Origin of the sequence: Streptomyces sp. NBC_01775 (assembly GCF_035917675.1) — a bacterium.
In the GTDB taxonomy this organism is placed as follows: domain Bacteria; phylum Actinomycetota; class Actinomycetes; order Streptomycetales; family Streptomycetaceae; genus Streptomyces.
On record NZ_CP109104.1, the window covers coordinates 8874984 to 8900814 of the forward strand.

A 25831-nucleotide genomic window follows, 5' to 3' on the forward strand; every position below is an offset into this window, starting at 1 on the left:
GCCGTAAGGTCGTCGACCATGCGTCTGCTGCACACCTCCGACTGGCATCTGGGCCGGAGCTTCCACCGCGTGAGCCTCCTGGATGCCCAGCGCGCCTTTCTCGACCACCTGGTCACCACGGTCGAGGAGCGCGCCGTGGACGCGGTGCTCGTCGCGGGCGACATCCACGACCGCGCCGTACCCCCGCTCCCGGCCGTCGAGATGTTCGACCGCGCCCTGCACCGCCTCGCGGAGCTGTCCGTGCCCACGGTCATGATCTCCGGGAACCACGACTCGGCCCGCCGGCTCGGCGTCGGCTCCGGCCTCATGGACCGCGCGGGCATCCACCTGCGCACCGACCCGGCCGCCTGCGGCACCCCCGTCCTGCTCAAGGACGACGACGGAGAGGTCGCCTTCTACGGGCTGCCCTATCTGGAGCCCTCCCTCGTCCGGCAGACTCTCGGGGCCGAGGGCGGCGGCCACCCGGCTGTGCTGCGCGCCGCCATGGACCGGGTACGCGCCGATCTCGCCACCCGGCCCGAGGGCACCCGCTCCGTCGTGCTGGCCCACGCCTTCGTCACCGGCGCCGAAGTCTCCGACAGCGAGCGGGACATCACCGTCGGCGGCGTCGCATCCGTACCCGCCTCGGCCTTCGACGGCATCGACTACGCGGCGCTGGGCCACCTGCACACCTGTCAGACCGTCACCGAGCGCGTGCGCTACTCGGGCTCCCCGCTGGCCTACTCCTTCTCCGAGGCCGGGCACCCCAAGTCCATGTGGCTGGTGGACCTCGGGCCGGGCGGGGAGTTCGGCGCCGAGCGGCTCACCTGCCCCGTGCCCCGCCCGCTGGCGCGGCTGCGCGGCACCCTCGAACAGCTGCTGGAGGACCCGGCGTACGAGCGGCACACCGGCTCCTGGGTGGAGGCCACCCTCACCGACGCCGCCCGCCCCGTCGAGCCCATGGCCCGCCTGGAGAAGCGCTTCCCCCACACCGTCAGCCTCGTCTTCGACCCCGTGCGGGACGAGGAGGACGGCGGAGTCTCCTACGCGCTGCGGCTCCGGGGCCGCAGCGACCGGCAGATCGCCGAGGACTTCGTGGGGCACGTACGCCCCGGCCGCCGCGCGGCACCCGAGGAGCGCGAGATGCTCGGCGCGGCCCTGGACGCGGCGCGCATCGCCGAGACGGAGGAAGCCCCGGCGCGGGGAGAGCCGGACGGGCCGGGAGAGACAAGAGGGCCTGACAGGGCTGAACGGGCTCGCGGGACCGACGGGGCCGGCGGGCCGGCCGCCGCCACCCGCGCGGCCGGCTCCGGTGCGCGAGAGGTGACCCGATGAGGCTCCACCGGCTCACCCTCACCGCCTTCGGCCCCTTCGGCGGCACCCACACCGTCGACTTCGACACCCTCTCCTCGGCCGGCCTCTTCCTGCTCCACGGGCCCACCGGCGCGGGCAAGACCTCCGTGCTCGACGCGGTGTGCTTCGCCCTCTACGGCGGCGTCCCCGGCGCCCGCCAGCAGCCCGGCGGCAGCCTGCGCAGCGACCACGCCGAGCCCCACATCCTCACCAAGGTCGCCTTGGACCTCACCGTCGCCGGGCGCAGGCTGGAGATCACCCGCGCCCCCGAGCAGCTCCGCCCCAAGGCGCGCGGCAGCGGCCTCACCCGCGAGCGCGCCCACTGCGAGCTGCGCGCATGGGACCAGCACACCGGAGCCTGGCAGGCCCTGAGCCGCTCCCACCAGGAGATCGGTGAGGAGATCGGCCAGGCCCTCGGCATGAGCAGGGACCAGTTCTGCCAGGTCGTACTGCTGCCCCAGGGCGAGTTCGCCCGCTTCCTGCGTGCCGGGGCCGAGGACCGCGCCAAGCTGCTGGGACGGCTCTTCGACACCGGGCGGTTCGCCGCCGTCGAGGAAGAGCTGGCCCGCATGCGCAAGGGCGCCCAGCGCGATGTGGTGGCGGGCGACGAGGAATTGCTGGCCCTCGCCCACCGTATGCGTCAGGCCGTCGGAGACCCGCCCGAGCTGGGCGAGGGCCCCACGGCCGAGGGGGCGGAAGCCCCCGGCGACAGCGCGCTGCCCGCTCAACGGACCGGCACGGGGCGCGCCGCCGGCAACGAGGCGCGGGGCGTCGGCCCAGGACGCGGCGGCGCCCGCCGCAAGGAGCCGGGGCCCGCGCCGCTCGCGCCCGGAGACCCCGGCCTCGCGGACGCGGCCCTGTGCTGGGCGGCCCAGGCGCGCGTCTACGCACGCGAGCGGCTCACCTCCCTCGCCGTCGCCGCCGAGACGGCGGCACAGCGGCACGCCGAGACGGCACGGGAGCTGGAACAGACCCGCGAACTGGCCCGCGAGCAGGAGCGCTTCACCCGCGCCCAGCAGCGCGCCGCCGAGCTGGAGGCCCGCTCCGAGGAGCGCGCCGCGCTCCGCCGCCGCCTGGAGCGCGCCCGCTCGGCGGAAGCCGTCGCCCCCGCCCTCGGCCTGCGCACGTCGGCCCACCACGAACACGCGCGGGCCGACGCTGCCGAACGGCGCGCGCGCGGCGCGCTCCCCACCACCCTCTCCCAGGACTCGCCGGAGCGGCTCGCGGCCCGGGAGCGCGAGATGCGCCAGGAGTTGGGCGCGCTCGGAGCCGCACGCGAGGAGGAGCCCCGCGCCGCCGCCCTCGACGGCGAGCTGCGCCGTCTGGATGAGGAATCCCGCGCCGACGAGGAACTGCTGCGCGAGGCGGGGGAGTGGCTCGCGGGCTGGGACGAGCAGCGGCACACGCTCCAGCAGAGCGCCGAGGCGGCACAGGAGGCCGCTACCCGCGCCGAACGCCTCGCGGGAGAGCTGCGCCCGGCCCGCACCAGGCTGGAGGCCGCCCGCCGCCGTGACCGCCTCGCCGGTGAGGTGAGCGGGGAAGGCGAGCGGCTGCTGCGGGCCCGCGAGGAGGCAGCCGCCCTGCACGAGCACTGGCTGGAGTTGCGCGAGCGCCGCCTGCGCGGCATCGCAGCCGAGCTGGCCGCCGGGCTGAAGAAGGGGGAGCCCTGCGCCGTCTGCGGCGCCGTCGAACATCCCGCACCCGCCCGCGAGGAGGCCGGTCATGTCGACCGCGTGGCCGAGGGGCGGGCGCTGGAGGAGTCGCGGCAGGCGGGCGAGCGCCGCGACGAGGCCGCACTGCACCTCGCCGGGCTCCGCGAGAGCCACGCGGCGGCCGAGGCCGAATCCGGCGGCGAGAGCGCGGCGGCGCTCGCCTCCTCCGTCGCCGCGCTGGAGGCCGAGCACTCCGCCGCGCACACCGAGGCCGCCGGCACCCACGACGCGCGCGAGGCCCTGGCCGCCGCCGAGCGCGAGCACGACGAACGCCTCGCCCAGCGCCAGGACGCCGAGCGCCGCGCCGCCTCCCGCACCTCCAGCCGTGACGCACTGCTGCGCGAGCGGGCCGCGCTCACCGAACGGCTGGAGCGCGCCCGTGGCGAGGCCCCCAGCGTCGCCGCCCGCGCCGCCGAGCTGGAGCGCAGGGCGGTGCTCCTGTCCGAGGCGGCGGAGGCGGCGCACACCGCACGCGGCACCGCCGAGCGGCTCGAAGAGGCGCGGGTCCGGCTCGCCGACGCCGCCCGCCAGGCAGGTTTCGAGACCCCGGACGAGGCCGAGCATGCCGTGCTGCCCGAGGCCGGCCGACGCGAACTGCGCGAGCGGCTGGAGCGCTGGCAGGCCGAGGAGGCGGCCGTACGCGAGGAGTTGGCCGACCCCGCTCTCGTGGCCGCCGCCGAGCGCCCCGCCGCCGACGCGGCGCTCGCCCAGGCCACGGCACAGGAGGCCGACCGGCGGCTGCGGGAGGCCCATACCGCACGCCATGCCGCGCAGGAGCGCGTCGCGGCGCTGGACGGTCTGGGCCGTAAGGCAGCCGAACGCGCCCACGGCCTGACGCCACTGCGCACGGCCTACGAGCGCGTCGCCAGGCTGGCCGGGCTGGCGGCCGGCACCTCCGCCGAGAACGAACGCCGGATGCGCCTGGAGTCCTACGTGCTGGCCGCCCGGCTCGAACAGGTCGCCGCCGCGGCCTCGGCCCGGCTCGCCAGGATGTCCGGTGGCCGCTACACGCTGGTGCACTCCGACGAACGGGCCTCCGGGCGCGGCAGATCCGGGCTCGGGCTGCATGTCGTCGACGCCTGGACGGGCGCCGAGCGGGACACCTCCACGCTCTCCGGCGGCGAGACCTTCTTCTCCTCACTCGCCCTCGCTCTCGGCCTGGCCGATGTCGTCACCGAGGAGGCCGGCGGCACCCGGCTGGAGACCCTCTTCATCGACGAGGGCTTCGGCAGCCTGGACGAGCAGACCCTGGATGAGGTGCTGGACGTGCTCGACTCGCTGCGCGAGCGCGACCGCTGCGTCGGCATCGTCAGCCATGTCGCCGACCTGCGCCAGCGCATCCCCGCCCAGCTGGAGGTCACCAAGTCCCGTGCGGGATCGGCGGTGCGCCACCACTCCGCACCCGCACGCGGGTGAGGCCGCGCTCTCTTGCCGGTGGGCCCGGCTGCCCCTGACGTCCTGGCCGACACTCGATGTTCGAATGTGAACGAGAGCCTGGAGGTCCCCCCATGGTCCCGCGTTCCCGTGCGCGATACACCACGCTTGCGGCGACGGTCGCGGGCGGCTTCGCGCTGGCCACCGCCCTGGCCGCCCCCGCCTCGGCAGCCCCCGCACCGCTCGCGGCACCCGGGGCCGCGGCGCCCGCCACGCAGTCCGTCTACTGCGGCTACAACGACGCCAACTACCAGCCCTACTGGCTCAGTTGCAGCGACCAGGACCGCGAGATCAAAATCCGCGACAACAAGCTCGGCGAGTACACCGTCTGCGCCCCCGCCCGCGAGTTCCTCCGGATCGGCCCCGATGTGTACCAGACCACCCTCGCCTGGGAGACGGGCAGAAGCTGCCGCGCCTGACCGGGGGCGCCCCGACCCCGACCGCCCCGGCCGGGGGCGCCCCCACGGGGAAGCGCCTCCCGGCCGGCGTGGCCTCAGAGCGCCGACAACTCGGCCACCAGGTCATCCAGGCCCAGCGAACCCAGCGACAGCGCCGCCATGTGCCACGCCTTCGCGTCGAAGGCGTCACCGTGTGCCAGGCGCGCCGCCGCCCGGCCCTCCAGCCAGGCGCGCTCACCGAGCTTGTAGCCGATCGCCTGGCCCGGCATGCCCAGGTAGCGGACCAGCTCGCTCTCCACGAAGTCGGCGGGCCGCCCGCTGTGCATCCCGAAGAACTCCTGCGCCAGCTCCGGAGTCCACCGCTCGCCCGGGTGGAAGGGCGAGTCCGCCGGGATCTCCAGCTCCAGATGCATGCCGATGTCGACGATCACCCGCGTCGAGCGCATCATCTGCGCGTCCAGATAGCCCAGCCGGCGCTCGGCCGTCGTCAGGAAGCCCAGCTCGTCCATCAGCCGCTCCGCGTACAGCGCCCAGCCCTCCGCGTTGGCGCTGACCATGCCCACGGTCGTCTGGTAGCGCGAGAGCCGGTCGGCGACGTACGTCCACTGCGCGAGCTGGAGGTGGTGGCCGGGGACGCCCTCGTGGTACCAGGTCGTGACCAGGTCGTAGACGGGGAAGCGGGTCTCGCCCATCGTCGGGAGCCAGGTGCGGCCCGGACGTGAGAAGTCCAGCGACGGCTGCGTGTAGTACGGCGCCGCCGCGCCGCCCGGAGGAGCGATGCGGGCCTCCACCCGCCGCACCTTCTCGGCCAGTTCGAAGTGCGTGCCGTCCAGCTCGTCGATGGCCTGGTCCATCAGCTCCTGGAGCCACGCGCGCACCTCGTCCACGCCCTCGACGGCCTCCCCGTGGGTGTCGAGGTGGCGCAGCGCTGCCCAGGGGGTCTCGGCGCCCGGCAGGATCTTCTCCGCCTCGGTGCGCATCTCGGCCAGCAGCCGGTGGAACTCCGACCAGCCGTAGGCGTACGCCTCCGCCAGATCCAGGTCGGCCCCGTTCCAGTAGCGGGCCCAGCGCGCGTAGCGCTCCCGGCCGACCGTCTCGGGCGCGCCCGCGATGCCCGGCGCGTACACATCGCGCATCCAGTCGCGCAGCTCCGAGACAGCCCGGGTCGCCTCGGCCGCGGCGCCGTCCAGCTCGCCTCGCAGCGCCTCGGGCCCGCCGGACGCGAACTCCGCGAACCAGCTGCGCGCCGGGGCGTCGTCCGCGCCGCCCTCCTCGCCCAGCCACTCGGCGAGCTGTCCCAGCATCGTGGACACCTGGCGCGGTCCCGCGAACAGCTTCCTGGCCAGCCCCTCGGCGAGCGATTCGCGGTAGCCCTCCAGCGCCACCGGCATCGCGCGCAGCCGCTGGGCGACCGCGGCCCAGTCCTCCTCGGTCTCGGACGGCATCACGGTGAGGATGCCGCGCACCGAGTGCACCGGCGAGGCCAGGTTGCTGACGGCGCGCAGCCCCTCCTCGGCCTCATGGATGGCCAGCTCCGCCGTCAGCCGCTCCCTCAGCAGCCGTGCGCAGCGCCGCTCGGCGTCGCTGTCCCCGCCGGGCCGCGCCTCGGCCGCTGCCAGCTCCGCCAGCGTGGTACGTCCTAGCACCGCCAGTGCTTCCTGGCCGGCCGGGGAGAAGTCGGGCAGCTTGCCATGGCTTTCCGGCACCCCCAGGTAGGTGCCGGAGATCGGGTCGAGTTCGACGAGCGCGTCGACAAAGGCGTCGGCGACCTGGCGGGGCAGTGGGGCCTCGCCCGCAGGGGACGCCGGACCTGCGGGATTCGCTGAGTTCATCGCATCGGACATGGGCCCATCCTCATACGGACGAGCCCCCGCCGTCAGCCCCGCGCCGCGTCAGCTCGGCGCCGCGTCAGCCCCGCCCCGTCCCGCCGTCGCCCCCGCACCCACCTCGGCGGACACCAGCGAGGCCGTCACCACCAGCGTGCCCTCCTCGACCTGGTAGTCCAGCGGCATCCCGAGGCCGCGCATCGCGGCGACCATGCCGGTGTTGGACGCCTGGGTGATCGCGTACACGCTCTCGCAGCGCGCCTCGCGGGCCAGCCCGGTCAGCCGCCGCAGCAGCTCGCCGCCGATGCCGCGCCGCTGCCACGCGTCCTCGACCAGCAACGCCGCCTCCGTCTCGTCGCCGTCCCACAGCAGATGGCCGAGCGCGACGAGCTTGCCGGAGGCCGTCTCGACGGCGAGGGTGCGGCCGAAGCGCGGGGAGAGCAGGTGGCGCAGATACCTGTCCGCGTCCTTGACCGGGCCGTGGTAGCGCTGGGTGAGGGTCTGCTTCGAGCAGCGCCCGTGCATGGCCAGCGCCGCCTCCAGGTCCCGTGCGTCCGCCCGCCTGATGGTGATCGACTGCCCCTCGGGCAGCGTCAGCGCGTCCCTGCCGGGCGGGGTGCGGTGGCCCAGCCGCGTGTCCAGCTCCACCAGCGCGCGGGCGCGGGCGAACTCGGTCGGAGTGAAGGGAAGGTGGTGCCGCTCCACGACGATTTCTCCTCCGGAGGGATCGGGCAGCCGTACGACGGTCCCCTCCAGGATGCCTTCCGGGGGCGCCTGTCCGGGCACGGAACGGATGGTGCAGCGTCCCAGCAACTGGCGCAGCGCCAAGGGTAGTTCCGCGGGATCGAGCGCCGTACGGGTGGCCAGGCCCAGCACCCGGGCCGGGGCGTCGACCAGGTCGTGCGCGTCGGCCCGCTCCGTCCAGGTGTCGCTCCCGCCCGCCCCGGCCGCCAGCCGTGCGAGGGCCCGCGGGTCCAGCGCCGCAGGGGCGCGCAGCAGGAACTCATCCACGGTCGACTCGCCCAGCGGATGTGTCTGGAGAGCGAGAATGTCGATCCGCCCGGCCGCGAGTGCCGCGCACAGCTGCGCGAGAGAGCCCGGTTCCTCCCGCACCGTCGTCCGCATGCGCCACAGCGCGGTCCCGCCCGGGACGACGGGCTCGCCGACGGGCCCCTGAACGTCGGGGGCGGGTTCCGTGCTGTCCGCTACGCCGGGGTCCGGTGCGGCCGGGGCCGCCGACGCGGGAGTGTGCCGGCGTGCCCACCAGGTGTGCCATCCGGCCGTGGCCGCCAGTGCCACCGCACAGACCACGAGCGTGACGGGGCCGTCCGGTGCGTTCACCACGGTCTTCGCCACGGTGTCCGCGACGGTGACGGCGGTGAAGAGCGCCGCGAGTTCGACCAGCTCGCGGCGCCAGTGGTGCTGTCGCGGCGCCTTCTGGACGGTCTTCTTGGCGAAGGGGTCATCAGCCATGACTCCACGGTGCGGGACCCGCGTTGCGTGATCACGAACGAGGTGTGACCGGTGCGTAAAAAGAGCATCTGGCGGCCAAACGTCCCCATCTGGCGGCCAAACGTCCGTTTTCCCGAGAGGGCCCGTCAGGCTTCCGGCCCTCGGGGCACACCGCCTCGGCACAGCCGCCGCAGCACCTGGCCGCAGCGGTGCGCGTACGCCCGCTGGAAGACCCGGACGAGGGGAAGGAGGGCGCGGGTCCACCGGGTGTGCGGCCTGCTGTAGGCGGAGACCGTCAGCCACACCGAGCCGTCCTCGCGGCGCTCCACCACGAACGCCTCCTCGCCGCGTACCGGGTGTCCCGGCAGAGTGCCGTACGCCCACCCCGCCCGGCGCTCCTCCTCGGCGGCCCACACCACCCGGCACAGCCCATGGACCCGCAGCGCTCCTACGCCCAGACCGACCGTCACCGTCACCCCCGGCGCCGCGCGGGGTGCGTCCGCAGTGACGCGTACCCCCATGGTGCGGTGCATCCGCCACTCCATCAGCGCGTCGCACGCCGCACGGAAGACGACCTCGCCGCCGCCCAGCCGGGTACGCACCCGCAGCCCCGGCCAGCCCGGCGGGAGCCCCCCGTGCGCGGTCCCGCCCACGGGGGCGTAGGTGAAGGCGGGCGATCGGGGGCCGGGCGACGGGGGACCGGGCGAGGGAGGGCACTCGTGGCTCACACCCGCCGAGTATTCCGCAGGTGCTTCGGAGACGATGGTGCTGATACGGGGTCAGATGTCGGCGCCTGCGTCCCCCGAGGTATCCGCCGAGATGAGGCCGACCCACTGGCGGGGTGGGCGGGCGCGTTTGGGATCCTCCTCCTCATGAGCACACCACCAGACGGATTGCCCGTCTACCGAGTCTTGACCGGACCGGACGACGCCACGTTCTGCCGACGTGTGAGCGAAGCGATTGGCCTTGGCTACGAACTGCACGAAGGCCCCGCGGTCACGTTCAACGGTGAGCGTGTCATCGTCGCCCAGGCGCTGGTCTGGCAGGGACGGTCCTAGCGCTGTGACCGCATAGGTTCGCCTGGTTGGCCAGACTGCGGGTGCGACGGGGCGTCCGGCCCCGTGGATGCCCTCTTCGTTGCGGATGCAAGCGCATTCCTCGCGTTGAGTGGTGAGGACATCGGAGTGGCGGCGCTGCTGCTGCGCCGGCGCAGCAGCAGCGGGTGAACTGCCTCAGCAGCCTTTCTGGTCGGGCTGCGTCCGTCTTCGGGAAGAGCCCCGGCACGCCCGGCTGTTGATGTCGGCGTGGTCAAGTGGTGAGTTCATGGAGGGGCAGGTTCTTGTGTCGTCTTCTGAGCGGGTCGCGTCGGTCACGGGGTTGCAGCTTCCGATCTGCGGTACCTGCGGCGTGCAGTACGGGGCACCGCGGGCTGATTGCCCGATCTGCCTGGACGAGCGGCAGTACGTCGGCTGGGACGGCCAACAGTGGACGACGCTGGCCGAGTTGCGCGCCGGTGGCCGTCGCGGTCGGCTCGATGAGGAGGGACCCGGTGTGATCGGGGTCGGTGCGGTGCCGTCGGTGGCCGTCGGTCAGCGCGCGCTGCTGATCCGCTCACCTTCCGGCAACGTGCTGTGGGACTGTGTGGGCTACCTCGATGACGACCTTGCCGCCGAAGTCGAGGAGCTGGGTGGGATCAGCGCGATCGCCGTCAGCCATCCACACTTCTACGGCGTGATGACCGAGTGGGGTCGGGCCTTCGAGGCTCCGGTGTATGTCCATGCTGCGGACCGTGACTGGGTCGGGCGGCCCGATCCGGTGATCGAGTACTGGACGGGCGACACCCATCAGATCGCGCCTGGCATGACGCTGATCAATGCGGGCACGCACTTCGCCGGAGGCACCGTACCGCCCCATCGGGATCCGGCCCACCACAGGGTCATGCTGGGCCGAACAGGGCAAGCCCGACGGCTTCCGGCAACGTCGAGCTGTGCTTCACCCCGACCTGGGCCTCCTGGGCCAACCCGATCTGTTCAGCGGCACCGTGCGGCCGGGCCGGATGCAGGACCAGACCGCCGCCCGCTCCGAGTGCATCCGGGCAGTTCCGCCGGTATCCGCCCGTGAAGGCCGAGGCCGACGAGGGCTGCCGAGGCCTGCCGAGGGCTGACATCGAGCTTCCGACCAGGTCAGCGCCCCGCCGAAGGGCCGAAAGTCGACGCTCCACCGGGTGAGCGGCACGCCTGGCGCGAGCAGGGACGCCAGAGTCCTCAGCACGGATTCACCGTCGAGCACGTCATCCGGACCGCAGTGGTAGACATGGCCTATGAGTTGGGATGTACGTGTGGTGCGGGTCGCGGGGGACGGCGACGGAGGGAAGGGAGCGCCGGACCTTCCGCTCGGCTCCGCCGAGGAGGTCCGGGAGCGGGTGCGCGCGGCGTTCCCCGGGATCGACGATGAGGATCCGCTGTGGTGGGTCCTGAACGGCCCAACGTGGACGATCGCGCTGCTCATGGGCCGGGACGACCCCGTCGAAGCGCTCCTGCTGGAGGTCCGAGGCAGCGGCGACGACGTCATGGAACCGGTCTTCCGGTTGGCCGAGGCCTTCAGCGGCGCTGTCTACGACACCACCATGGGCGAGTTCCTGACCGGCCGGGAGGACACGGCAGGCTGGCACACGTTCCAGGGCTTCCGGGACGGAGTGACCGCAAGCTGGAACGAGCGGTGGGACGTTCACCTGGTGCGCCTTCCGGAGGGTGCGGACCCGGCGGAGCCCTTGGCGGACAACCAGCCGATCGCTTCGTTCGGAGCACTCGCCGACGTATGGCGGACGCTCCGCACGACGATTCCCGAGGCCGACACCTCGGACCCCGGGTGCTGGGTCCTGGAGGGGCCGACATGGACGGTCGAGATGTACGTGGGTGACGATGACCCGGTCGCGTGGCTTCCGCTGGAGGTCCGCGGCAGCGGCGACGAGGTCTTGGAACCGGTCTTCCGGCTGGCGAGGGCGTTCGGCTGCCTCGTCTATGACCCCGCCGGGGACCGCTTCCTGACCGGCTGTGAGGATCTGGCCGACCGGCATCACGTGCAGTAGACCCGGGGACCGGCGGGCTTGCCGCCGGCTGCTGCTCACGGCGAGCTCGGCCGGGCGCGGCTCGATGCCGCCCGGCTGCGTCGGGCTCTGGCCAACCGTGCCCATCATCGAGGGCACCGTCATCCGCCTGGTCGTGGCCGGCCACCGGCCTTCGGCGCCGCTGGGAGAAGTGGGCAGAGCCGCACAAACCGACACCGACCGGCGGGGCGTTCAGCCGTCCCGCCCACCACAGGCGGCCCGAAACCGCTTCCAACTGGATAAATGACAAGCCGAGTACCTGTTTCTGAACCTATGGTTTCTGACGAGCGTGCCGATTTGGGGTCGGTCCGTCGGGGGCCTGCTCGTCCGATCCGCTTTCTCAGGCCTTCGCAGCCGTCGTAAGAGCGCCCTTCAGCGGCGGGATCACCGACCTCGACAACCTGTCCCTGAGCGGCAGCGATCTCACCGGCACAGCCGACTGGATCGACAGACAGGGAGATATCCATATGACCGCGTCGAGGGCGCCCCTGACCCGGGACAGCCTGCGGGTGAAGATTGTCGTGCAGCGGGTGCGACTGGCAGGCACGGAATACCGCGTGATCCGGCCGGCCAGACCGTTGAAGAACGGGGCGCTTTACAAGAGTGGCCATTACCACATGTATGTGGACCGAACGGATGGCAGACGCATTGGCACCCTGTGGCTGCTCGCAGCGCGATCGCCGCGATCGTTGGTCTACCTGCCGATGCGTACCACTCCGGTCGCCCCGGGTGTCGGCTGGGAAGACGAGCAGTCACTCGACCTCGTGCTGGCCCCCCGCACGGCGCAGCTGCGTCCTTCCCGCTGGAAGCGAATCCGGGAGCGTCTCAACGCGGGGAATGTCGCCCGCGAGCTACACACCGCGAGTGTGCCGGAGCGAGACCTTCCCGACCTTGAGGCCGACTGCGTCATTCCGGACAACCCGGAGGAGGCGAACGAATTCCTCCTCCGCAAGGACGTCTACGCCGAGACGCTGCTACTGACCGGCGGGACCGCGGCCTTCCGGGAAGGAGCGAAGGAGATATTCGCCGTCACGAAGGACGGGCCACCCGAGGCCGCGACCGGGCTTTACATTCCCGGCAGCTGCAACTATCACGTTTGCCGATCCATCTACGACTGGGAAACACCGAACATGCGCGACTGGGAACAATTGCATGTGGAGTTCTGCCCGCAATGGGCGAGATGATGACGTTCGGGCGACGGCTCTCCCACCGCCGCGCCGAATCCGGCAGGCGGGCGGTCACGTTGCGTCCCGGCAAGCGCAAGTACCTGTCGCCGGGATCGAGTCCCGGAAGGACACCGGGAAGGCGAGCTTGGCCGCGGTCGACATGTCCAAGCCGTGCACCACGCCGTCACGTTCCAGGCGGTCGATCAGCGCACGCTTGAGACCGGGTTGTTGTGCGCATAGCTGAGGGAGGAGAAAAAGCCCGGCGTCCCGGCGAAGGTGGCGGGGTTATTCACCCGGCAGGGCTGGAGCATCGACTCGCTCGCAGTCGGGGAGACCTCGGCCCCCGACATCTCGTGGATGACGATCGTGGCGAGGTGGATGCCGGAGAACCACGACCGGCAAGTACGGCACAAACGCGAGAAAGAAAGCGCATGTCCAGGCCTGTTGACGCGCAAAGTTCCGTAATTCCGCCCCGTCGCATGGTTTTCATCGGGCTCACCGCTATGTCGGTGCTTCCCGTGACCATCTATCTTCCAGCACTTCCTGACATCGCGAATGAGTTCGGCGCCAGTTTTACCCTGGTCAATCTTTCGGTTGCGGGATATGCGATCGCTACCGCTCTGACCGAAGCCATCTCCGGTGTTCTTTCAGATCGTTACGGACGCCGCCCCGTCGCGCTGACATCTGTTTCGGTCTTCATTATTGCGTCCATCGGCTGCGCGCTGGCGCCCAACATCGAGTTGTTCCTCGTTTGTCGGACCTTCCAGGCGGCGATCGCCGCGTGTTTTTCAGTTGCGATGGTCGTCATCAAAGAAACATCGAGCGGGCGCGATGCGGTAAAGGAGATCGGCTTCGCGGGCATGGGCTGGGCGCTTGCCCCTATGTTCGGCCCCACATTGGGTGGAACCCTGAACGAACTGTTCGGATGGCGTACGATTTTCGTCCTTCTCGCTCTCCTCGGCGGAGCGGTCCTTTTGGCGTCGAGGCGACAACTTCGGGAGACTTCGCAACCCTCGAGGGCCTCGAAAGGGAACCCGCTCACCTCGTTCCGGCGTTTGCTGGGTTCGTCCCGGTTCTGGGCCTACACTCTCTGCATGGTCTGCTCGACCGGGACGCTTTATGTTTTCCTGGGCGGAGCGCCCCTGGTCATGAGTAGTCACCTCGGCGGATCAAGTGTCGTGTTGGGGCTTTACATGGCCTTGGTCCCGGGTGGGTTCGTCATAGGCAGCTGTCTGACAGGAATCTGTGCTTCCCGCGTCTTCCGGAGCCACATTCTTGTCCATGCCCGCATCGCGACGTGTGGCGGGCTTGCCGCCGGCTTGGTCTTCGCGATGCTGCACGACATTCCCCCACTCCTGTTCTTCGTTTCATGCGTGTTCATCGGAATAGGAAACGGCTTGACCTCGCCGGTAGTCAATATGGGAGTGATGTCCGAACACGGCGATCTCGCAGGAACCGCAACAGGTCTGTCCGCTGCCCTGTCCATCGGAGGAGGCGCGCTGATCTCCTCGGCCGCAGGCCCCTCTCTCAGCGCCACGAGTTCGATCCGCATCCTGCTGGCCCTGTTGCTGACGTCGGCATCACTCGCCTTGTTGGCGGCCCTCTTCGCCGCCCTGGTGGACCGACAGCCCCACGCGCGTACCGCGGCTGGGGGGAGCCGAGAGGTTCGTGCGCGGGAAGAGGACCGAGGCTGACCTCGAAGAAAGGTCCTGCCCCGGGGAGGCCGGCGACCCACAACCGGTGCGACCCGTTGCCGGTCAAGTCGCGTTGCACCAGGTCAGAAGCACTTCTCTCGTTTTCGATCACACCTCGGACGCCGGCCCACGTGAAAGCCCGGGGTTAGAATCGCCCGCATGCGGCGCACGATCATCATCGGTGACATCCACGGCTGCTTCGACGAGTTGCTCGAACTGCTCGAGGACGTCGACCTCCGACCGGACGACCTGCTGGTCAGCGTCGGTGATCTGGTCGACCGCGGTCCAGCGCCCGGTGATGTGGTCAGGCTCTTCCGCGAGCGCCCGAACTCGGTCGTGGTCATGGGCAATCACGAGCGGAAGCATGTGCGCGGGATCTTCTCCTACGCACAAGAGATCACGCGCTTGCAGCTTGGCGACCACTACGCCGAAACGGTCGACTGGATGCGGACGCTGCCGTACTACTTCGAGAACGAGCATGTCCGTGTCGTCCACGCCGCGATGCTGTCCGGAATTCCGCTGGCCGACCAGAGGGAGGAAATCCTCTGTGGCTCGACGAGGGGCGAACGAGAGCTCGCGGCGCTGTTCCAGGACGGCCACTGGTACGACCACTACACCGATGCCAAGCCAGTGGTGTTCGGCCATCACGTAACCGGCCGGGAACCGATGATTCTCGACGGCAGGATCTTCGGCCTCGACACCGGTGCCTGCCACGGCTGGAACCTGACCGCACTGTGTCTCCCAGGATTCACGGTCCACTCGGTAACGGCGCGTGCGGACCACTGGTCGATCGCCAAGCGACAGTGGCAGTTGCCCGTCCTGAAGACCAAGCCGTGGCATGACTCCACCTGGCTGGAGCTGGCTCAGGCGATAGAGCGGTTCTCCTCGGGGCCTGACACCGCCACACACAGGTGGCTGGCGGCGCTCCAGGAGTGGGCCGCCGATCTGCGGTCGGCATTCCCCACCTTGGTCGCCACAGCGCACCGAGTCGCCGACGAGCTCACCACGGACGGACTACGCCGGCATCCTGCTGCGAAGGTTCTCTTCCAGGCCCGCAACGGCCGCCTCGACCGGACCAGCCTGGCCAGGCAGTGCCCAACACCGCGCCGAACGATCGACCTGGCAGCCGCGTTGGGGCTGGTACTGGACGAGCTGCCCGACTGAACCGCCGGGAGACGCTTATCCACGTCGAGGCGGAAGGTGCCCTCCGGGTTGATGTCCGACCAGAACAGCGCGGTCGGGCCGCGCCGGTCCTCGTCCGTCAGCCGCATCGGAGGCTTCGGACCGACCCACCTCGCAGGTCTGCTCCGTGCGCGGCGTCGAGGACGGCCGCAAACCCTGCGTGTCCGCGTTTGGACACGCGGGGCTCGCGGGACAGCCCTGGACCGGGACGTCAACCCTTCGGCCGACGTCTCCAAGGCCGCAGGACCGGCGGTATCAGTCTGTGGGGCGCGGGCAGGACCGGGACTCGTCCTGGCACAGCGCGGCGAAGCGGGAACCCACCGGGCCGGCCGGCCGTGGCAGGAATCCCCGCCCTTCAGGACGGGAAGCCGGAAGTCACTGACCCACCCTGCCGGGCTTCAGCACCTGCGTGAACAGCACCGCCCCGCCCTCCTCGCGCAGCCGCACCGTCAGCTCGCCGGTGCCGCCGTCGATATCGACCTGGCCGAAGTACTGGCCGCCCTCGGTCGGCGGGGTGTTCGCGCGGGTCGGCGCCTTGATGAACTTCTGGTCGGGTCCGAAGGTGCGGTCCAGCTTGAGCGCGGCGAAGCCGCCCGCGTTCATCGGCCCCGACACGAACTCCCAGAACGGCGCGAAGTCCTTGAAGGCGGCCTTCTCCGGGTCGTAGCGCTGAGCACAGGTGTGGTGCACATCCGTGGTGAACCACACCGTGCCGGTGATCTTGCGGTGCTTGATGTGGCGCAGCAGCTCCGCGATCTGGAGTTCACGCCCCAGCGGCGCGCCCGGGTCGCCCTGGGCGACCGCCTCCACGTCCGTCTTCCCGTCGGGGACGACGAGCCCCAGCGGCATGTCCGAGGCGATCACCTTCCACACCGCGCGCGAGCGCGACAGCTCCCGCTTGAGCCAGGCCAGCTGCCGCGCGCCCAGGATGCCTTGCGCGTCGTCGGGCTGGCGTCCCGGCGAGTTGGCGTTGCGGTAGGCGCGCATGTCCAGCACGAAGACGTCCAGCAGCGGGCCGTGCCGCACCACGCGGTAGACCCTGCCGTCCTCGTCCTTCGGCGGCAGCGTGCTCACCGGGAAGTACTCGCTGAACGCCCGCAGCGAGCGCGCCGCGAGGGTGTCCACGTCCTTGACCGTGTACCGCTCGTCATCCAGGATCTCGCCCGGATACCAGTTGTTGAGCACCTCGTGGTCGTCCCACTGCACGATCCACGGGATCTGCGCGTTGAAGCGGCGCAGCTTCTCATCCAGCAGGTTGTAGCGGAAGTTGCCGCGGAACTCCGCCAGCGTCTCGGCGACCTTGGACTTCTCCTCGGTGACGACGTTGCGCCACGTCCCGCCGTCCGGCAGGTCGACCTTCTCGACGATGGGGGAGTCGGCGTAGATGGTGTCGCCGCTGTTGAGGAAGAAGTCCGGGTCCAGGCGCCGCATCTCCTCGAAGATCGGATAGCCGCCCCGGTCCGGGTTGATGCCCCAGCCCTGCCCCGCCAGGTCGCCCGACCACAGGAAGCGCACTCCGCGCCGCCGCTCGGGGGCCGTACGGAAGGTGCCGTAGACAGGTTCACCGGTGCGTCTGGGGTCCTCCGGGTCTTCCAGGGTCACCCGGTAGTGGATCTGCTCGCCGGGCGGCAGGCCGTGCACGGGCATGCGTCCGGTGAAGTCGGTCCCCGGCCCGACCACCGGGCCGCCCCAGCGCTTCGGATTGCGGAACGCCTCGGTCGCCGCCGTCTCCACCACCATCCGGGCCCTGCGGTCCGCGCGCACCCACACCAGCCCGGAGGAGGTGGTCACATCTCCCGCCTGGACACCCCAGTCGGCCGACGGCCGTCCGCGCAGGGCCTGCGCGGGTGCCGCCGAGGCCAGCAGCGGCAGCGACAGCGCGGCGCCGGCGCCGAGGGTGCCGCGCAGCACGTCGCGCCGTGCGTGACTGGTGCCGTTCCTCGGAACGGGACCGGTGCCGTTCCTCGGATCGCCATGTGCCATGGAGGGGCCTCCTCGAAGCGTCGGGCTGTTGAGCTGTTACCTGTATCCGGGCCACTTGTATCCCGCCCGTGTGCCGCGCACACGAATCCACAGTGAACACCGACGTCGCACGGGACAGAAGGGTTCCAGAGCGACTGCGTGGTGTCACCAGGGCCCCGCCCCTAGGATGCCGCCGGACGGGGCGGGTACGGACATCCATACGAAGCCAGGACGCAATCGGTTCGCACAGCCGGTCGCGGCCTGGGCGCGCGCCACCCCGTGGCCCGTGCACGCACCGCCCGCCCGTCCGCCGTCCAGGAGGCCCGATGACCAGCACGCCCACCCGAACGCCCGAACAGATCCGCGAGGACATCCGGGCCCAGGGCGGGGCGGCACACGGCCCCGGCCGTCTCGCGCGCGCCGAGGAACTGCTCACCGAGGCCGAGGAGTCCGGCGAGACGGCAGCCCTCGCCGAGGCGCTGCTCCACCTGGTCACCGCCCGCCGCTTCGGCACGCAGGCCCGGACGACGCCCGCGCCGGTCGAATGGGCGCTGCGCCTGTGGGACGAGCACCCGCACGCCTTCGGCCCTACTGCCGAGCGCGACCTGCTCTGGTCGCTGCGCTGGGCCGCCGAGGACCTCATCGAGGATCCGGACGTGCCCACGGGCGCCGTCGAGGAGTGGCTGGCCATGACGGCCCGTCGCTACGCCGCGGCCGGGCTCTCCCAGCGAGCCGTACACATACGGGAGTTCATGGCGGCCCAGCGCTTCGGGGATACGGCGCGCGCGGCGCACGCGCTGGATTCCTGGCGTGCCGCAGCGAGGGACGAGAGCGCCGACTGCCCAGGCTGCGAGCTGGCCTGGCAGGGCATGGCCGTCGCGCGCCGAGCCGACGCGGCGGAGGGGGCCGACGACGCCGACGCCGCGGAGGCGCTGCGCCTGTGGGAGCCCGTTCTGCGCGGCGAGCACGACTGCCCGAGCCAGGCGCCGTTCCTCCTCGCCGCCTCTCTCGTCCCGCTGCTGCGCCTCGGCAGGGCCGACGAGGCCCGCGGCCACCACGTCGCGGGCTACCCCGCCGTGCGGGACGTCCCCACCGAACGGGGCGCGGTCGCGCACCACCTTGAGTTCTGCACCCGTACGGGGAACGAGCCGCGCGGGCTGCGGCTCCTGGCCGAGCAGGGCGCCCACCGCTGGCAGGCGCGCGAGGACCCCGCGAGCTACGGCGACTGGATGGCCGCCGTGGCCGGGCTGATGCGGCGGCTGACCGCCCTCGGCCACGAAGAGCTTCCCGTACCGGGCCCACCGGAGCGCCGGTGGACGGCGGCGTCGCTGCTGGAACACGCCACCAACGAGGCGCTGGCGGTGGCCAGGCGCTTCGACAGGCGTGCCCAGGACGAGAGCAACCGCAAGGCGGCGCTGGCCCGCATCGAGGCCGGGCCATTGGCCGGACATCTGCCCCTCGGCCTGGGCACGGGGCCCCTGCCGACCCGTACGGCGGAGTCGACGGCAGAGCGGGACGGCGACCCGCGCGCCCTGCTGGTCCGGGCCCGCGCGCTGAGCGAGGCCGGCCACCCCGGCGCGCTCGCCGCCTGGGCGGAGCTGGACGACGCCGTCGCCCGCACCGGCGTTCCTCTCGACAAGGGGGAGCGGGCCGAACTCCTCGACCACCGCGCCATGGAGCTGACCCGTACCGACCCGGCATCCGGCGCCGCCGCGTTCACCGAGGCGGCCGGGCACTATGCCGGGGCCGGTATGCCCGGCGAAGCCCTCGCCTGCCGGGCCCGCGCCGTTCTGGCGGCGAGCTTCGTCCCCGTACCCGGTGACGGCCCGGCCCGGGCCGGCGCACAAGCCGGCGCGGCGTGGAAAGCGGGAGGAGCACACGAACAGGCCGGGCAGCGGGCCGAAGCGCTGCTCGCCGAGGCGGAGGGCCTGTGCGCCGAGGCCGAGGCCCTCCACGCCGCGGGCCGGGCCGGTACGCGGCACGCCACGGCCGTGCTGCTGACCCGCGCCCGGCTGCGGGCCGGACGGCTCGGCGAGGCACGGTACGAGGGGGCGGACGAGGCGAGGGACGCGGCACTGGACGCAGCCGCCGGGGCACTCGACGCGGAACTGGACCGCCTCATCTCCTTCGCCGAGCCGGATGCCGACGCGCCCGCCGTCCTCGCCCGCATCGCCGAGGCCACCGAGACCCGGGGGCGCCTGGCGGCACAGTGCGGCGACCCGGCGCACGCCGAGCGTCTGCTCACCGAGGCGGCGGCCCTCTGCCACCGCGCCGAGCGCCCCTGGGCGGCCACCGGCCCCGAACTCGCCCTCGCCAGGCTCCTGCTGGAGAACGGCAGGCACACCCGGGCAGCGGAAGTGCTCGGCGCGGCGCTGGCGGACCCTGCGCGTGCCGCCGCCCGCGATTCCACCGGCCTCGCCCGCCTCCACTCCCTCCTCGCCGAGGCACACGCGGCGGCGGGCAGGCCGCAGGAGGAGGCCGAGGCGCTGCTGCACGCTGCCCGCTGGTGGGCCCAGGCGGACGGCGAGGCACCGGGCGCGCGCGTCAGACTGCGGCTCGGCGGCTGCCTGCTGGGCCTCGAACGCGCCGACGAGGCCGCGGCCGTCCTCGAAGCCGCGCTCCCGGACCTCTTCGACGCCGGCGACGAGCCCGGCACCGTACAGGCGTGCGTCTGGCTCACCCAGACCTGCCGCAGCTCCGGACAGCTCCTGGCCGCCTCCCGGCTGCTCCAGCGGACGGCCGAGGCGCCGCACCACTGGCAGGACGCGCACGGACACGCGGTCATCGCCCACCTCGCCGCCGACACCCTGCGCGGATCCGGCAGGTACGAGGCGGCGCGGGCGGCGTACGCCAGAGCCGAGGAACTGTGGCGCGACCTGGACGACATCCACGGGGTCGTCCGCACCCTGCATGCCCGCGCGTGGCTGATCGCCGAGGCGGGCGGCCGGCCTGCGGAATCGCTCGCGTTCATGGAGGCCGCCCAGCACGAGATCGAGGCCGCGCTGCGCGTCGGGAGCGGCGTGGAGGACGAGCAGCGGCGCCTCCAGCTGTGCCTGGAGACCGGTCACACCCACCGTCAGACGGCCGAGCTGCTGGCCGAGTACGATCACGCCCCCGAAAGCTCCGACGCGTCCGTCACCGCGGGCATCCTCGCCCACGTCGACCTGGCCGTCGCCGCCTTCCACGGCTGCGGGGAGGCGGGGCTGCACGACGCCACCGGGGCGGAGCTGCGCGCCGCGGGCCTGGAGGCCGACCTGGGCCGCTACGAGGAGGCCGTCGAACGGCTCACCAGGGTGCGCGTCACCTACCCCGTGGGCACCCCCGACCCGTACGGCACCGTCGCCGAACGCCTGGCCGAGGCGGGGGACATCGAGCTGCGGATCGAGAGCGCCCTGCGCTGAACGGTGACGGATGACGGCGTGCGGGCGGCGGGGGGAGTGCCCCTGTGGCTCGCGGCCTGTGGCTCGCGGCCCGCGGCCCGGTTCCGGGCCGCGCCTGCCCTCAGAGGCTCCCGAGCCGTGCCGTGTCCAGGACGATCCGCGCGACCGCTGCCGGGTCGTCGTTCATCGGCACGTGCCCGCAGCCGCGCAGTCGTACCAGCCGGGCGCCCGGGATGACCCGCTTCGCGCGCACTCCCTGACGCCGGAGCAGGATCCGGTCGCGGTCGCCCCAGCCAATGGTCACCGGCACGTCGGTGATGTCCTCGCGGAACGTCGAGCCGGGCCGCTGCCCCTCGGCCAGCACCGGCGTGAAGCCGGTGGCCCGCGCCAGCGCCCGGGTCTCGGCGACCACGGCGTCGGGGGAACGACGCCCGGGGCGCGCGTAGATGGTGCTGGTCAGTGCGGCCCGCCCGGCCGCACTGCGGGCCAGCAGCCCGACGACGGGGGAGGGCAGCGCCCGAGCGCCGACGCGCATGCCCTGTAGCACCCCGAAGGCGTAGCGGCGCTCGGCCCCGTTCCAGAATCCGGCCGGGGACAGCGCGGTGACCGAACGGGCGTGCCCGTGCAGCCCCATCTCCAGCGCCAGCAGCCCGCCCAGCGAGTTGCCGACCACGTGCGGGCGCTCGACCCCCAGTGCCGCGCAGGTCTCCGCCAGCAACGGCACGATGCTCTCCACCCCGTAGGAGACTCCCTCGGGCAGCGCGGGTGAGGCGCCGAAGCCGGGCAGGTCGACGGCGATGACGTCGTACCGCGCGGTCAGTACGGTCAACACCGGCTCCCACGCCTGCCAGTGGTGGCCTATGCCGTGCAGCAGCAGCACCGGCTCGCCGCTGCCGCGCCGCTCGTACGCCACGTCGAAGGCGGGCCGGGCGGGCGGCCTGACGCGGACGACGGAGGTGGAGACGGACGCGGGGGTCTGCGGAGTGAAGACGGTGGGCATGGCGACTCCTACGGTTCCGGTTGGCTGGACGGCTGGCGGACGAGCTGGCGGGCGGGCGGCTCCAGGTTCGTTGACACGATGTCAGCAAGCCTCCGCCGGAGGGAAGGCGATGGCGGTCGCCTTCGCCCCGGCTGGCATCATGGCGACGTGAGTGCAGACGGCGGCGTGAGTCCTGACGGGACCGAGATCTTCGAGGAGCACCGCCCGGTGCTCCTCGGCGTGGCCTACCGCATGCTCGGCCGTGTGGCCGACGCCGAGGACGTGGTGCAAGAAGCGTGGCTGCGCTGGTCGGCGGCCGACCGCGAGCAGGTGCGCGAGCCGCGCGGCTATCTCGTACGCGTCACCACCCGCCTCGCCATCGACCGCCTGCGCCAGCTGCGCGCCAGGCGCGAGGCGTACGTCGGCACCTGGCTCCCCGAGCCCCTGGTCACCGACCTGGCCCCGGGTGCCGCGCGGGACGAGCGGGAGGGCGCGGAGCGCGTGGTGCTGGCCGAGTCCGTCTCGCTGGCCGTGATGGTGGTGCTGGAGTCCCTCTCACCGCTGGAGCGCGCGGTGTTCGTGCTGCGCGAGGCGTTCGGCTTCCCCTACGCGCAGATCGCGGAGACGCTGGAGCGCGGCGAGCCCGCCGTGCGGCAGATGGCGTCGCGGGCGCGGCGCCATGTGGAGGAGCGCAGGACCCGCTTCGACGTCGACCCCAAGCAGCAGCGGGACCTGACGGAGCGGTTCTTGAAGGCATCCGTCGAAGGCGACCTCGAGGGTCTGCTCTCCCTGCTGGCGCCGGACGCCCGCCTGGTGTCCGACAGCGCGGGCAAGGCCAAGGCGCCCCGCCGGGTCATCGTGGGCGCGGACAAGGTGGCCCGCTTCCTGGCCGCCATCGGCCCCCAGGGCGGGGACGGCGTGTTCGGCTTCCGGTTCCTGGAACTCAACGGCGGTCAGGCGCTGCTGGCCACCTACGACGAAGCGCCCGACACGGTCTTCGCCGCCGATGTGGCCGACGGCCGCATCCAGTCCCTCTACCTGATCAGAAACCCGGACAAGCTGGCGCACCTCACCGGTCAGGGAAACTGAGCCGGCCCCGGATTCGCGTTCCTGCGTACCCCGGCTCCACGTCCCTACAGCCCTCCGGCGACCCTCAGCACCGCGCCGGAGGTGTAGGACGCCTCGTCCGAGAGCAGCCAGGCGACCGCGTCAGCGATCTCCTCCGGCTCGCCGGGCCGCCGTGCCGGGGTGATCTCCGCCTTCTTCCACGCCCGGTCCGGGTCCCCCATCCGCGCGTGCATCTCGGTCAGTACGGAACCGGGCTGGACGCAGTTGACGCGCACGCCCTCTCCGGTGAACTCCTTGGCCAGGCCCACCGTCATGGCGTCGACGGCGGCCTTGGACGCGGCGTAGTGCACGTACTCGCCAGGGGAGCCGAGGGTCGCGGCGGACGAGGAGATGTTGACGATGGAGCCGCCGAGCCCGCCGTGCACCGTGGACATCTCCCGCAGGGCGCGCCGGGCGCACAGCAGCGCGCCCACCACATTGACGTTCACCACGCGCCGCATCACCTCCGGCGAGGTCTCGGTGAAGCGGCCGAGCGGCCCGGAGACGGCCGCGTTGTTGACCAGGCCGGTGACGGGCCCGAGTGCTTCCCGGACCGAGTCGAACAGGTCGTCGACCGCGTGCTCGTCGCTGGTGTCCGCGCACACGGTCACCGCGGCGCCGCCCGCCTCGCGCACCGCGTCCGCCGTGCGCTCGGCCGCCTCCGCATCCCGCTCGTAGCCGATCCCCACATGGTGGCCGTCCTTGGCGAGCCGCAGCGCCGTGGCGGCGCCGATGCCGCGGCTGCCGCCGGTGATGACGGTGACGCGCTGCCGGGCGGAGGGGGTGACGGGGCGGGGCATGGATCCTCCCAGATTTTGATCGATGATCGATCATTGCAGCGTGTGCGGGGCGGGGCAAGGGGGCGGGGGGAGCCGATTGGTCTTGACCAAGGGTGGGGGCCGCCCTATGGTCAAGGAGGCATACGCAAGGACCTTTAAAAAACAAGCACACATAAACACCGCCCGCTGGGCGTACGGGGATTGCGAGGCAAGGGTGGGGACCACGCAACTGGAGACGGTGCCGGAGCCGAAGTACTGGCACCTGAAGACCGTGCTGTCGGACGCGCTCGACTCCGAGTTCGCGGTCGGCGAGATCCTTCCGAACGAGCGCGAGCTGGCGGCCCGCTTCGGCGTGGCCCGCGCCACGCTCCGCCAGGCTCTCGAACAGCTGGAGCTGGAGGGCCGTCTCCAGCGCCGCCGCGGAGTGGGCACCACGGTCGCCCCGCCGCGCGTCGGCGTCGGCGTCGGTCCCGAAGGCGGCCCCCACGTGTGGCCCGGCGCGCCCGGCGACGCCTGGCACACCGAGGACCACGAGGAGACGGAGCCCCCCGCCCCGGTCGCCCGGCTGCTGGGCACCGGCGGCGAGAGCGTCCACGCCGTGCGCCGCAGCCGCACGACCAGCGGCCAGCCGGTGGCCACCGAGGTGCTCTACGTCCCCGCCGCCGTGGTGTCCCCGCCTCCCGCCGACCAGGACGGACTCAGCTCCGCCGCCGGTGCCGCGCGTGCCCGCGCCGTCCTGCGCGAGCTCCATCGGCTCCCGCTGGCCGGGCAGGACCGCACGGTGGAGCTGGGCTCGGCCCGCGCCGACGACGCGCGCAGGCTGGACCGGCTGCCCGGCGCCCCCGTCCTCGTCGTCACCACCCGCTACCTCACCGACAGCGGCACCTCGGCGGTGGCGGTCTCCACCTTCCGCGCCGACACCTGCCGGCTGTCCTTCAGCGACTCGGACGCCGTCTCGCTGCTCGCCGGCTGACGCGCCGACTCCGGGAGTTGATAAGGCGCCTGCCCCCGCACGGGGCAGGCGCCTTATCGTTCCACCCCGCGCGCACCGCCCCTCAGATCGCCGCGGCGCCCTCGACGGTGAACAGCTCGCCCTCCACATGGTCCAGGGCCAGCCGCAGCGCGCCCGTCGCCACGGCCGTGTCGCCCAGCAGGGAGAGCGCGACCCTCGGAGGGCGCAGGCAGTAGCGCTCCAGCTCGCCCCGCAGCGGGTCGAGCACCCCGTCGAGGCCCGAGGCCCAGCCGCCCACCACCAGCAGCTCGGGATCCAGCGCCAGCACGAGCGCGGCCACGTCGTGCACGAGCCGCGCCAAGAACCGGTCCATCGCCCGCCTCGCCTGCTCGTCGCCGCCCTTGGCCTGCGCGAACACCCGTGCCACGGCGGCCTCGTCGAGCGGGTGCAAGGGCTCGTCCGTCGTCGAGAGCAGCCGCTCGGGGGTGGCCTCCCTGCCCAGCAGGTGCAGCGCCCCGATCTCCCCGGCCGCCCCGCCGAACCCCCGGTGCAGCCGCCCGCCGATCAGTGAGCCGGCCCCGGGGCTCAGCCCCGCCAGCACCATCACCACATCGTCCACGCCGCGTGCCGCGCCCTTCCAGTGCTCGGCCAGCACCCCGGCGTTGGCGTCGTTCTCCACCAGCACGGGGCAGCTGAACGAGCGTCGCAGCCGCTCGCCCAGCGGCAGCCCTGTCCAGCCCGGCAGCGCTGTGCCCAGCCGTACCGTCCCGTCCGCCTCCACGATGCCCGGCGTGCCGACACCGACCGCGCGCAGCGCGTCCCGCGCGACATCGGTCCTGCGCAGCAGCTCGGCCACCGTCCCCCGGGCCCGGTCCAGCCGCACCTCGGCCGTGGCCGTCTCCTGGACCTCACGCGCGACCGAGCCGGTGATCCGGCCCGTAAGGTCCGAGAGCACGGCCGCCACCCGGTGCGGGCCGATCTCCAGGCCCAGCAGATGGCCCGCCTCGGCACGGAAGCGGAACCGTCGGGCGGGGCGGCCCCGCCGGGCCGAGCCGCGCGCCTGGGCCGGCTCGTCCTCCGCCTCGGCGACCAGGCCCGACTCGATGAGTCCCTCGACCACACCCTCGACCGTCGGCCGGGACAGCTCCGTGGCGTGCACCAGCTCGGTCAAGGTCAGCGGCGAGGAGGTGCCGGACCCGCGCAACGTCCGCAGTACGACCGTGGAATTGATCCGCCGCAACAAGGACGGATCCCTTCCGGTGAGCCTGCCCAACGTCCGCCTCCCTGCGTATCCGCGTGGGGCGGATCGTAACCGCTCCCGGCGATCACGGCGAGTGCCCGGCGGACCCCGCCCGGCAGCCCCCCGCGTC

At 72.5% G+C, this 25831-nt stretch carries 20 protein-coding genes and 1 pseudogene; 13 read left to right on the forward strand and 8 right to left on the reverse strand.

What is annotated here, in order from left to right; all coding sequences use genetic code 11:
- Positions 1-18: 18 nt before the first annotated feature.
- The 3 genes from OHB04_RS39350 (at position 19) to OHB04_RS39360 (ending at position 4897) form a co-directional block, all read left to right on the forward strand.
- Positions 19-1314 carry an exonuclease SbcCD subunit D gene (locus OHB04_RS39350; RefSeq protein WP_326809313.1) on the forward strand — a complete coding sequence of 432 codons (1296 nt, stop codon included), beginning with the start codon at positions 19-21 and terminating at the stop codon, positions 1312-1314.
- Positions 1311-4460, forward strand: coding sequence for an SMC family ATPase (locus tag OHB04_RS39355; protein ID WP_326809314.1), 3150 nt, complete (start codon positions 1311-1313; stop codon positions 4458-4460). Before OHB04_RS39350 ends, OHB04_RS39355 begins: the two co-directional genes overlap by 4 nt.
- Before the next feature lie 92 nt (positions 4461-4552).
- Complete coding sequence (locus tag OHB04_RS39360; protein WP_326809315.1) at positions 4553-4897, forward strand: hypothetical protein; 345 nt, start codon at positions 4553-4555, stop codon at positions 4895-4897.
- Between the two features lie 74 nt (positions 4898-4971).
- Here OHB04_RS39360 and OHB04_RS39365 read toward each other — a convergent pair whose 3' ends face one another.
- The 3 genes from OHB04_RS39365 to OHB04_RS39375 form a co-directional block, all read right to left on the reverse strand.
- The gene (locus tag OHB04_RS39365; RefSeq protein ID WP_326809316.1) at positions 4972-6720 is read right to left on the reverse strand and encodes a DUF885 domain-containing protein; all 1749 of its coding nucleotides are present in this window, start codon (positions 6718-6720) and stop codon (positions 4972-4974) included.
- Between the two features lie 48 nt (positions 6721-6768).
- Complete coding sequence (locus OHB04_RS39370) at positions 6769-8175, reverse strand: GNAT family N-acetyltransferase (RefSeq protein ID WP_326809317.1); 1407 nt, start codon at positions 8173-8175, stop codon at positions 6769-6771.
- 125 nt (positions 8176-8300) lie between these two features.
- Complete coding sequence (locus OHB04_RS39375) at positions 8301-8807, reverse strand: DUF1990 family protein (RefSeq protein ID WP_326809318.1); 507 nt, start codon at positions 8805-8807, stop codon at positions 8301-8303.
- 219 nt (positions 8808-9026) lie between these two features.
- On the opposite strand from OHB04_RS39375, the gene OHB04_RS39380 reads away from it, so the two are divergent.
- The 4 genes from OHB04_RS39380 to OHB04_RS39395 all read left to right on the forward strand — a co-directional run bounded on the left by OHB04_RS39380 (position 9027) and on the right by OHB04_RS39395 (position 12444).
- Entirely contained in the window at positions 9027-9212 is a 186-nt protein-coding gene (locus OHB04_RS39380) for a DUF1737 domain-containing protein (protein ID WP_326692405.1), read from the forward strand.
- Between the two features lie 265 nt (positions 9213-9477).
- Entirely contained in the window at positions 9478-10275 is a 798-nt protein-coding gene (locus OHB04_RS39385; RefSeq protein ID WP_326692406.1) for an MBL fold metallo-hydrolase, read from the forward strand.
- 199 nt (positions 10276-10474) lie between these two features.
- A complete protein-coding gene (locus tag OHB04_RS39390) occupies positions 10475-11242 on the forward strand; it encodes a hypothetical protein (protein WP_326809319.1) in 768 nt (255 codons plus the stop codon).
- Between the two features lie 485 nt (positions 11243-11727).
- Positions 11728-12444, forward strand: a complete 717-nt coding sequence (locus tag OHB04_RS39395; RefSeq protein ID WP_326809320.1) for a hypothetical protein — start codon at positions 11728-11730, stop codon at positions 12442-12444.
- A gap of 93 nt (positions 12445-12537) precedes the next feature.
- On the opposite strand, the pseudogene OHB04_RS42065 reads toward OHB04_RS39395, so the two are convergent.
- A pseudogene (locus OHB04_RS42065) lies at positions 12538-12701 on the reverse strand (diaminobutyrate--2-oxoglutarate transaminase); the annotation flags it as partial.
- A 1-nt stretch (position 12702) separates the two neighbouring features.
- Between OHB04_RS42065 and OHB04_RS42070 the strand changes: the two are divergent.
- The 3 genes from OHB04_RS42070 to OHB04_RS39410 all read left to right on the forward strand — a co-directional run bounded on the left by OHB04_RS42070 (position 12703) and on the right by OHB04_RS39410 (position 15284).
- The gene (locus tag OHB04_RS42070) at positions 12703-12891 is read left to right on the forward strand and encodes a hypothetical protein (RefSeq protein WP_405802644.1); all 189 of its coding nucleotides are present in this window, start codon (positions 12703-12705) and stop codon (positions 12889-12891) included.
- A gap of 38 nt (positions 12892-12929) precedes the next feature.
- Positions 12930-14120: an MFS transporter gene (locus OHB04_RS39405; protein ID WP_326809602.1), complete on the forward strand. Its 1191-nt coding sequence runs from the start codon at positions 12930-12932 to the stop codon at positions 14118-14120.
- A gap of 159 nt (positions 14121-14279) precedes the next feature.
- Positions 14280-15284: a metallophosphoesterase gene (locus tag OHB04_RS39410; protein WP_326809321.1), complete on the forward strand. Its 1005-nt coding sequence runs from the start codon at positions 14280-14282 to the stop codon at positions 15282-15284.
- Positions 15285-15677: 393 nt separating this feature from the next.
- Here the strand turns inward: OHB04_RS39410 and OHB04_RS39415 are convergent, their stop codons facing one another.
- Positions 15678-17285 carry an alkaline phosphatase D family protein gene (locus OHB04_RS39415; protein ID WP_326692410.1) on the reverse strand — a complete coding sequence of 536 codons (1608 nt, stop codon included), beginning with the start codon at positions 17283-17285 and terminating at the stop codon, positions 15678-15680.
- 305 nt (positions 17286-17590) lie between these two features.
- Between OHB04_RS39415 and OHB04_RS39420 the strand changes: the two genes are divergently transcribed.
- Entirely contained in the window at positions 17591-20665 is a 3075-nt protein-coding gene (locus OHB04_RS39420) for a hypothetical protein (protein ID WP_326809322.1), read from the forward strand.
- Between the two features lie 100 nt (positions 20666-20765).
- On the opposite strand, the gene OHB04_RS39425 is transcribed toward OHB04_RS39420, so the two are convergent.
- A complete protein-coding gene (locus tag OHB04_RS39425) occupies positions 20766-21644 on the reverse strand; it encodes an alpha/beta fold hydrolase (RefSeq protein WP_326692412.1) in 879 nt (292 codons plus the stop codon).
- Between the two features lie 147 nt (positions 21645-21791).
- Here OHB04_RS39425 and sigJ point away from each other — a divergent pair, with 147 nt between their 5' ends.
- Complete coding sequence (gene sigJ / locus OHB04_RS39430; protein ID WP_326692413.1) at positions 21792-22712, forward strand: RNA polymerase sigma factor SigJ; 921 nt, start codon at positions 21792-21794, stop codon at positions 22710-22712.
- Positions 22713-22756: 44 nt separating this feature from the next.
- On the opposite strand, the gene OHB04_RS39435 is transcribed toward sigJ, so the two are convergent.
- Positions 22757-23530 (reverse strand): SDR family oxidoreductase, encoded by a 774-nt coding sequence (locus tag OHB04_RS39435; protein WP_326692414.1) that lies wholly within the window; start codon positions 23528-23530, stop codon positions 22757-22759.
- 193 nt (positions 23531-23723) lie between these two features.
- Here OHB04_RS39435 and OHB04_RS39440 point away from each other — a divergent pair, with 193 nt between their 5' ends.
- Entirely contained in the window at positions 23724-24482 is a 759-nt protein-coding gene (locus OHB04_RS39440; RefSeq protein WP_326692415.1) for a GntR family transcriptional regulator, read from the forward strand.
- 82 nt (positions 24483-24564) lie between these two features.
- Here OHB04_RS39440 and OHB04_RS39445 read toward each other — a convergent pair whose 3' ends face one another.
- Positions 24565-25734 carry an ROK family protein gene (locus OHB04_RS39445; RefSeq protein ID WP_326692416.1) on the reverse strand — a complete coding sequence of 390 codons (1170 nt, stop codon included), beginning with the start codon at positions 25732-25734 and terminating at the stop codon, positions 24565-24567.
- Between the last annotated feature and the right edge of the window lie 97 nt (positions 25735-25831).

Coding starts and splice junctions, on each gene's coding strand:
- OHB04_RS39350 (WP_326809313.1), top strand. CDS start 19: ATGCGTCTGCTGCACACCTCCGACTGGCATCTGGGCCGGAGCTTCCAC.
- OHB04_RS39355 (WP_326809314.1), top strand. CDS start 1,311: ATGAGGCTCCACCGGCTCACCCTCACCGCCTTCGGCCCCTTCGGCGGC.
- OHB04_RS39360 (WP_326809315.1), top strand. CDS start 4,553: ATGGTCCCGCGTTCCCGTGCGCGATACACCACGCTTGCGGCGACGGTC.
- OHB04_RS39365 (WP_326809316.1), bottom strand. CDS start 6,720: ATGTCCGATGCGATGAACTCAGCGAATCCCGCAGGTCCGGCGTCCCCT.
- OHB04_RS39370 (WP_326809317.1), bottom strand. CDS start 8,175: ATGGCTGATGACCCCTTCGCCAAGAAGACCGTCCAGAAGGCGCCGCGA.
- OHB04_RS39380 (WP_326692405.1), top strand. CDS start 9,027: ATGAGCACACCACCAGACGGATTGCCCGTCTACCGAGTCTTGACCGGA.
- OHB04_RS39385 (WP_326692406.1), top strand. CDS start 9,478: ATGGAGGGGCAGGTTCTTGTGTCGTCTTCTGAGCGGGTCGCGTCGGTC.
- OHB04_RS39390 (WP_326809319.1), top strand. CDS start 10,475: ATGAGTTGGGATGTACGTGTGGTGCGGGTCGCGGGGGACGGCGACGGA.
- OHB04_RS39395 (WP_326809320.1), top strand. CDS start 11,728: ATGACCGCGTCGAGGGCGCCCCTGACCCGGGACAGCCTGCGGGTGAAG.
- OHB04_RS39405 (WP_326809602.1), top strand. CDS start 12,930: ATGTCGGTGCTTCCCGTGACCATCTATCTTCCAGCACTTCCTGACATC.
- OHB04_RS39410 (WP_326809321.1), top strand. CDS start 14,280: ATGCGGCGCACGATCATCATCGGTGACATCCACGGCTGCTTCGACGAG.
- OHB04_RS39415 (WP_326692410.1), bottom strand. CDS start 17,285: ATGGCACATGGCGATCCGAGGAACGGCACCGGTCCCGTTCCGAGGAAC.
- OHB04_RS39420 (WP_326809322.1), top strand. CDS start 17,591: ATGACCAGCACGCCCACCCGAACGCCCGAACAGATCCGCGAGGACATC.
- OHB04_RS39425 (WP_326692412.1), bottom strand. CDS start 21,644: ATGCCCACCGTCTTCACTCCGCAGACCCCCGCGTCCGTCTCCACCTCC.
- OHB04_RS39435 (WP_326692414.1), bottom strand. CDS start 23,530: ATGCCCCGCCCCGTCACCCCCTCCGCCCGGCAGCGCGTCACCGTCATC.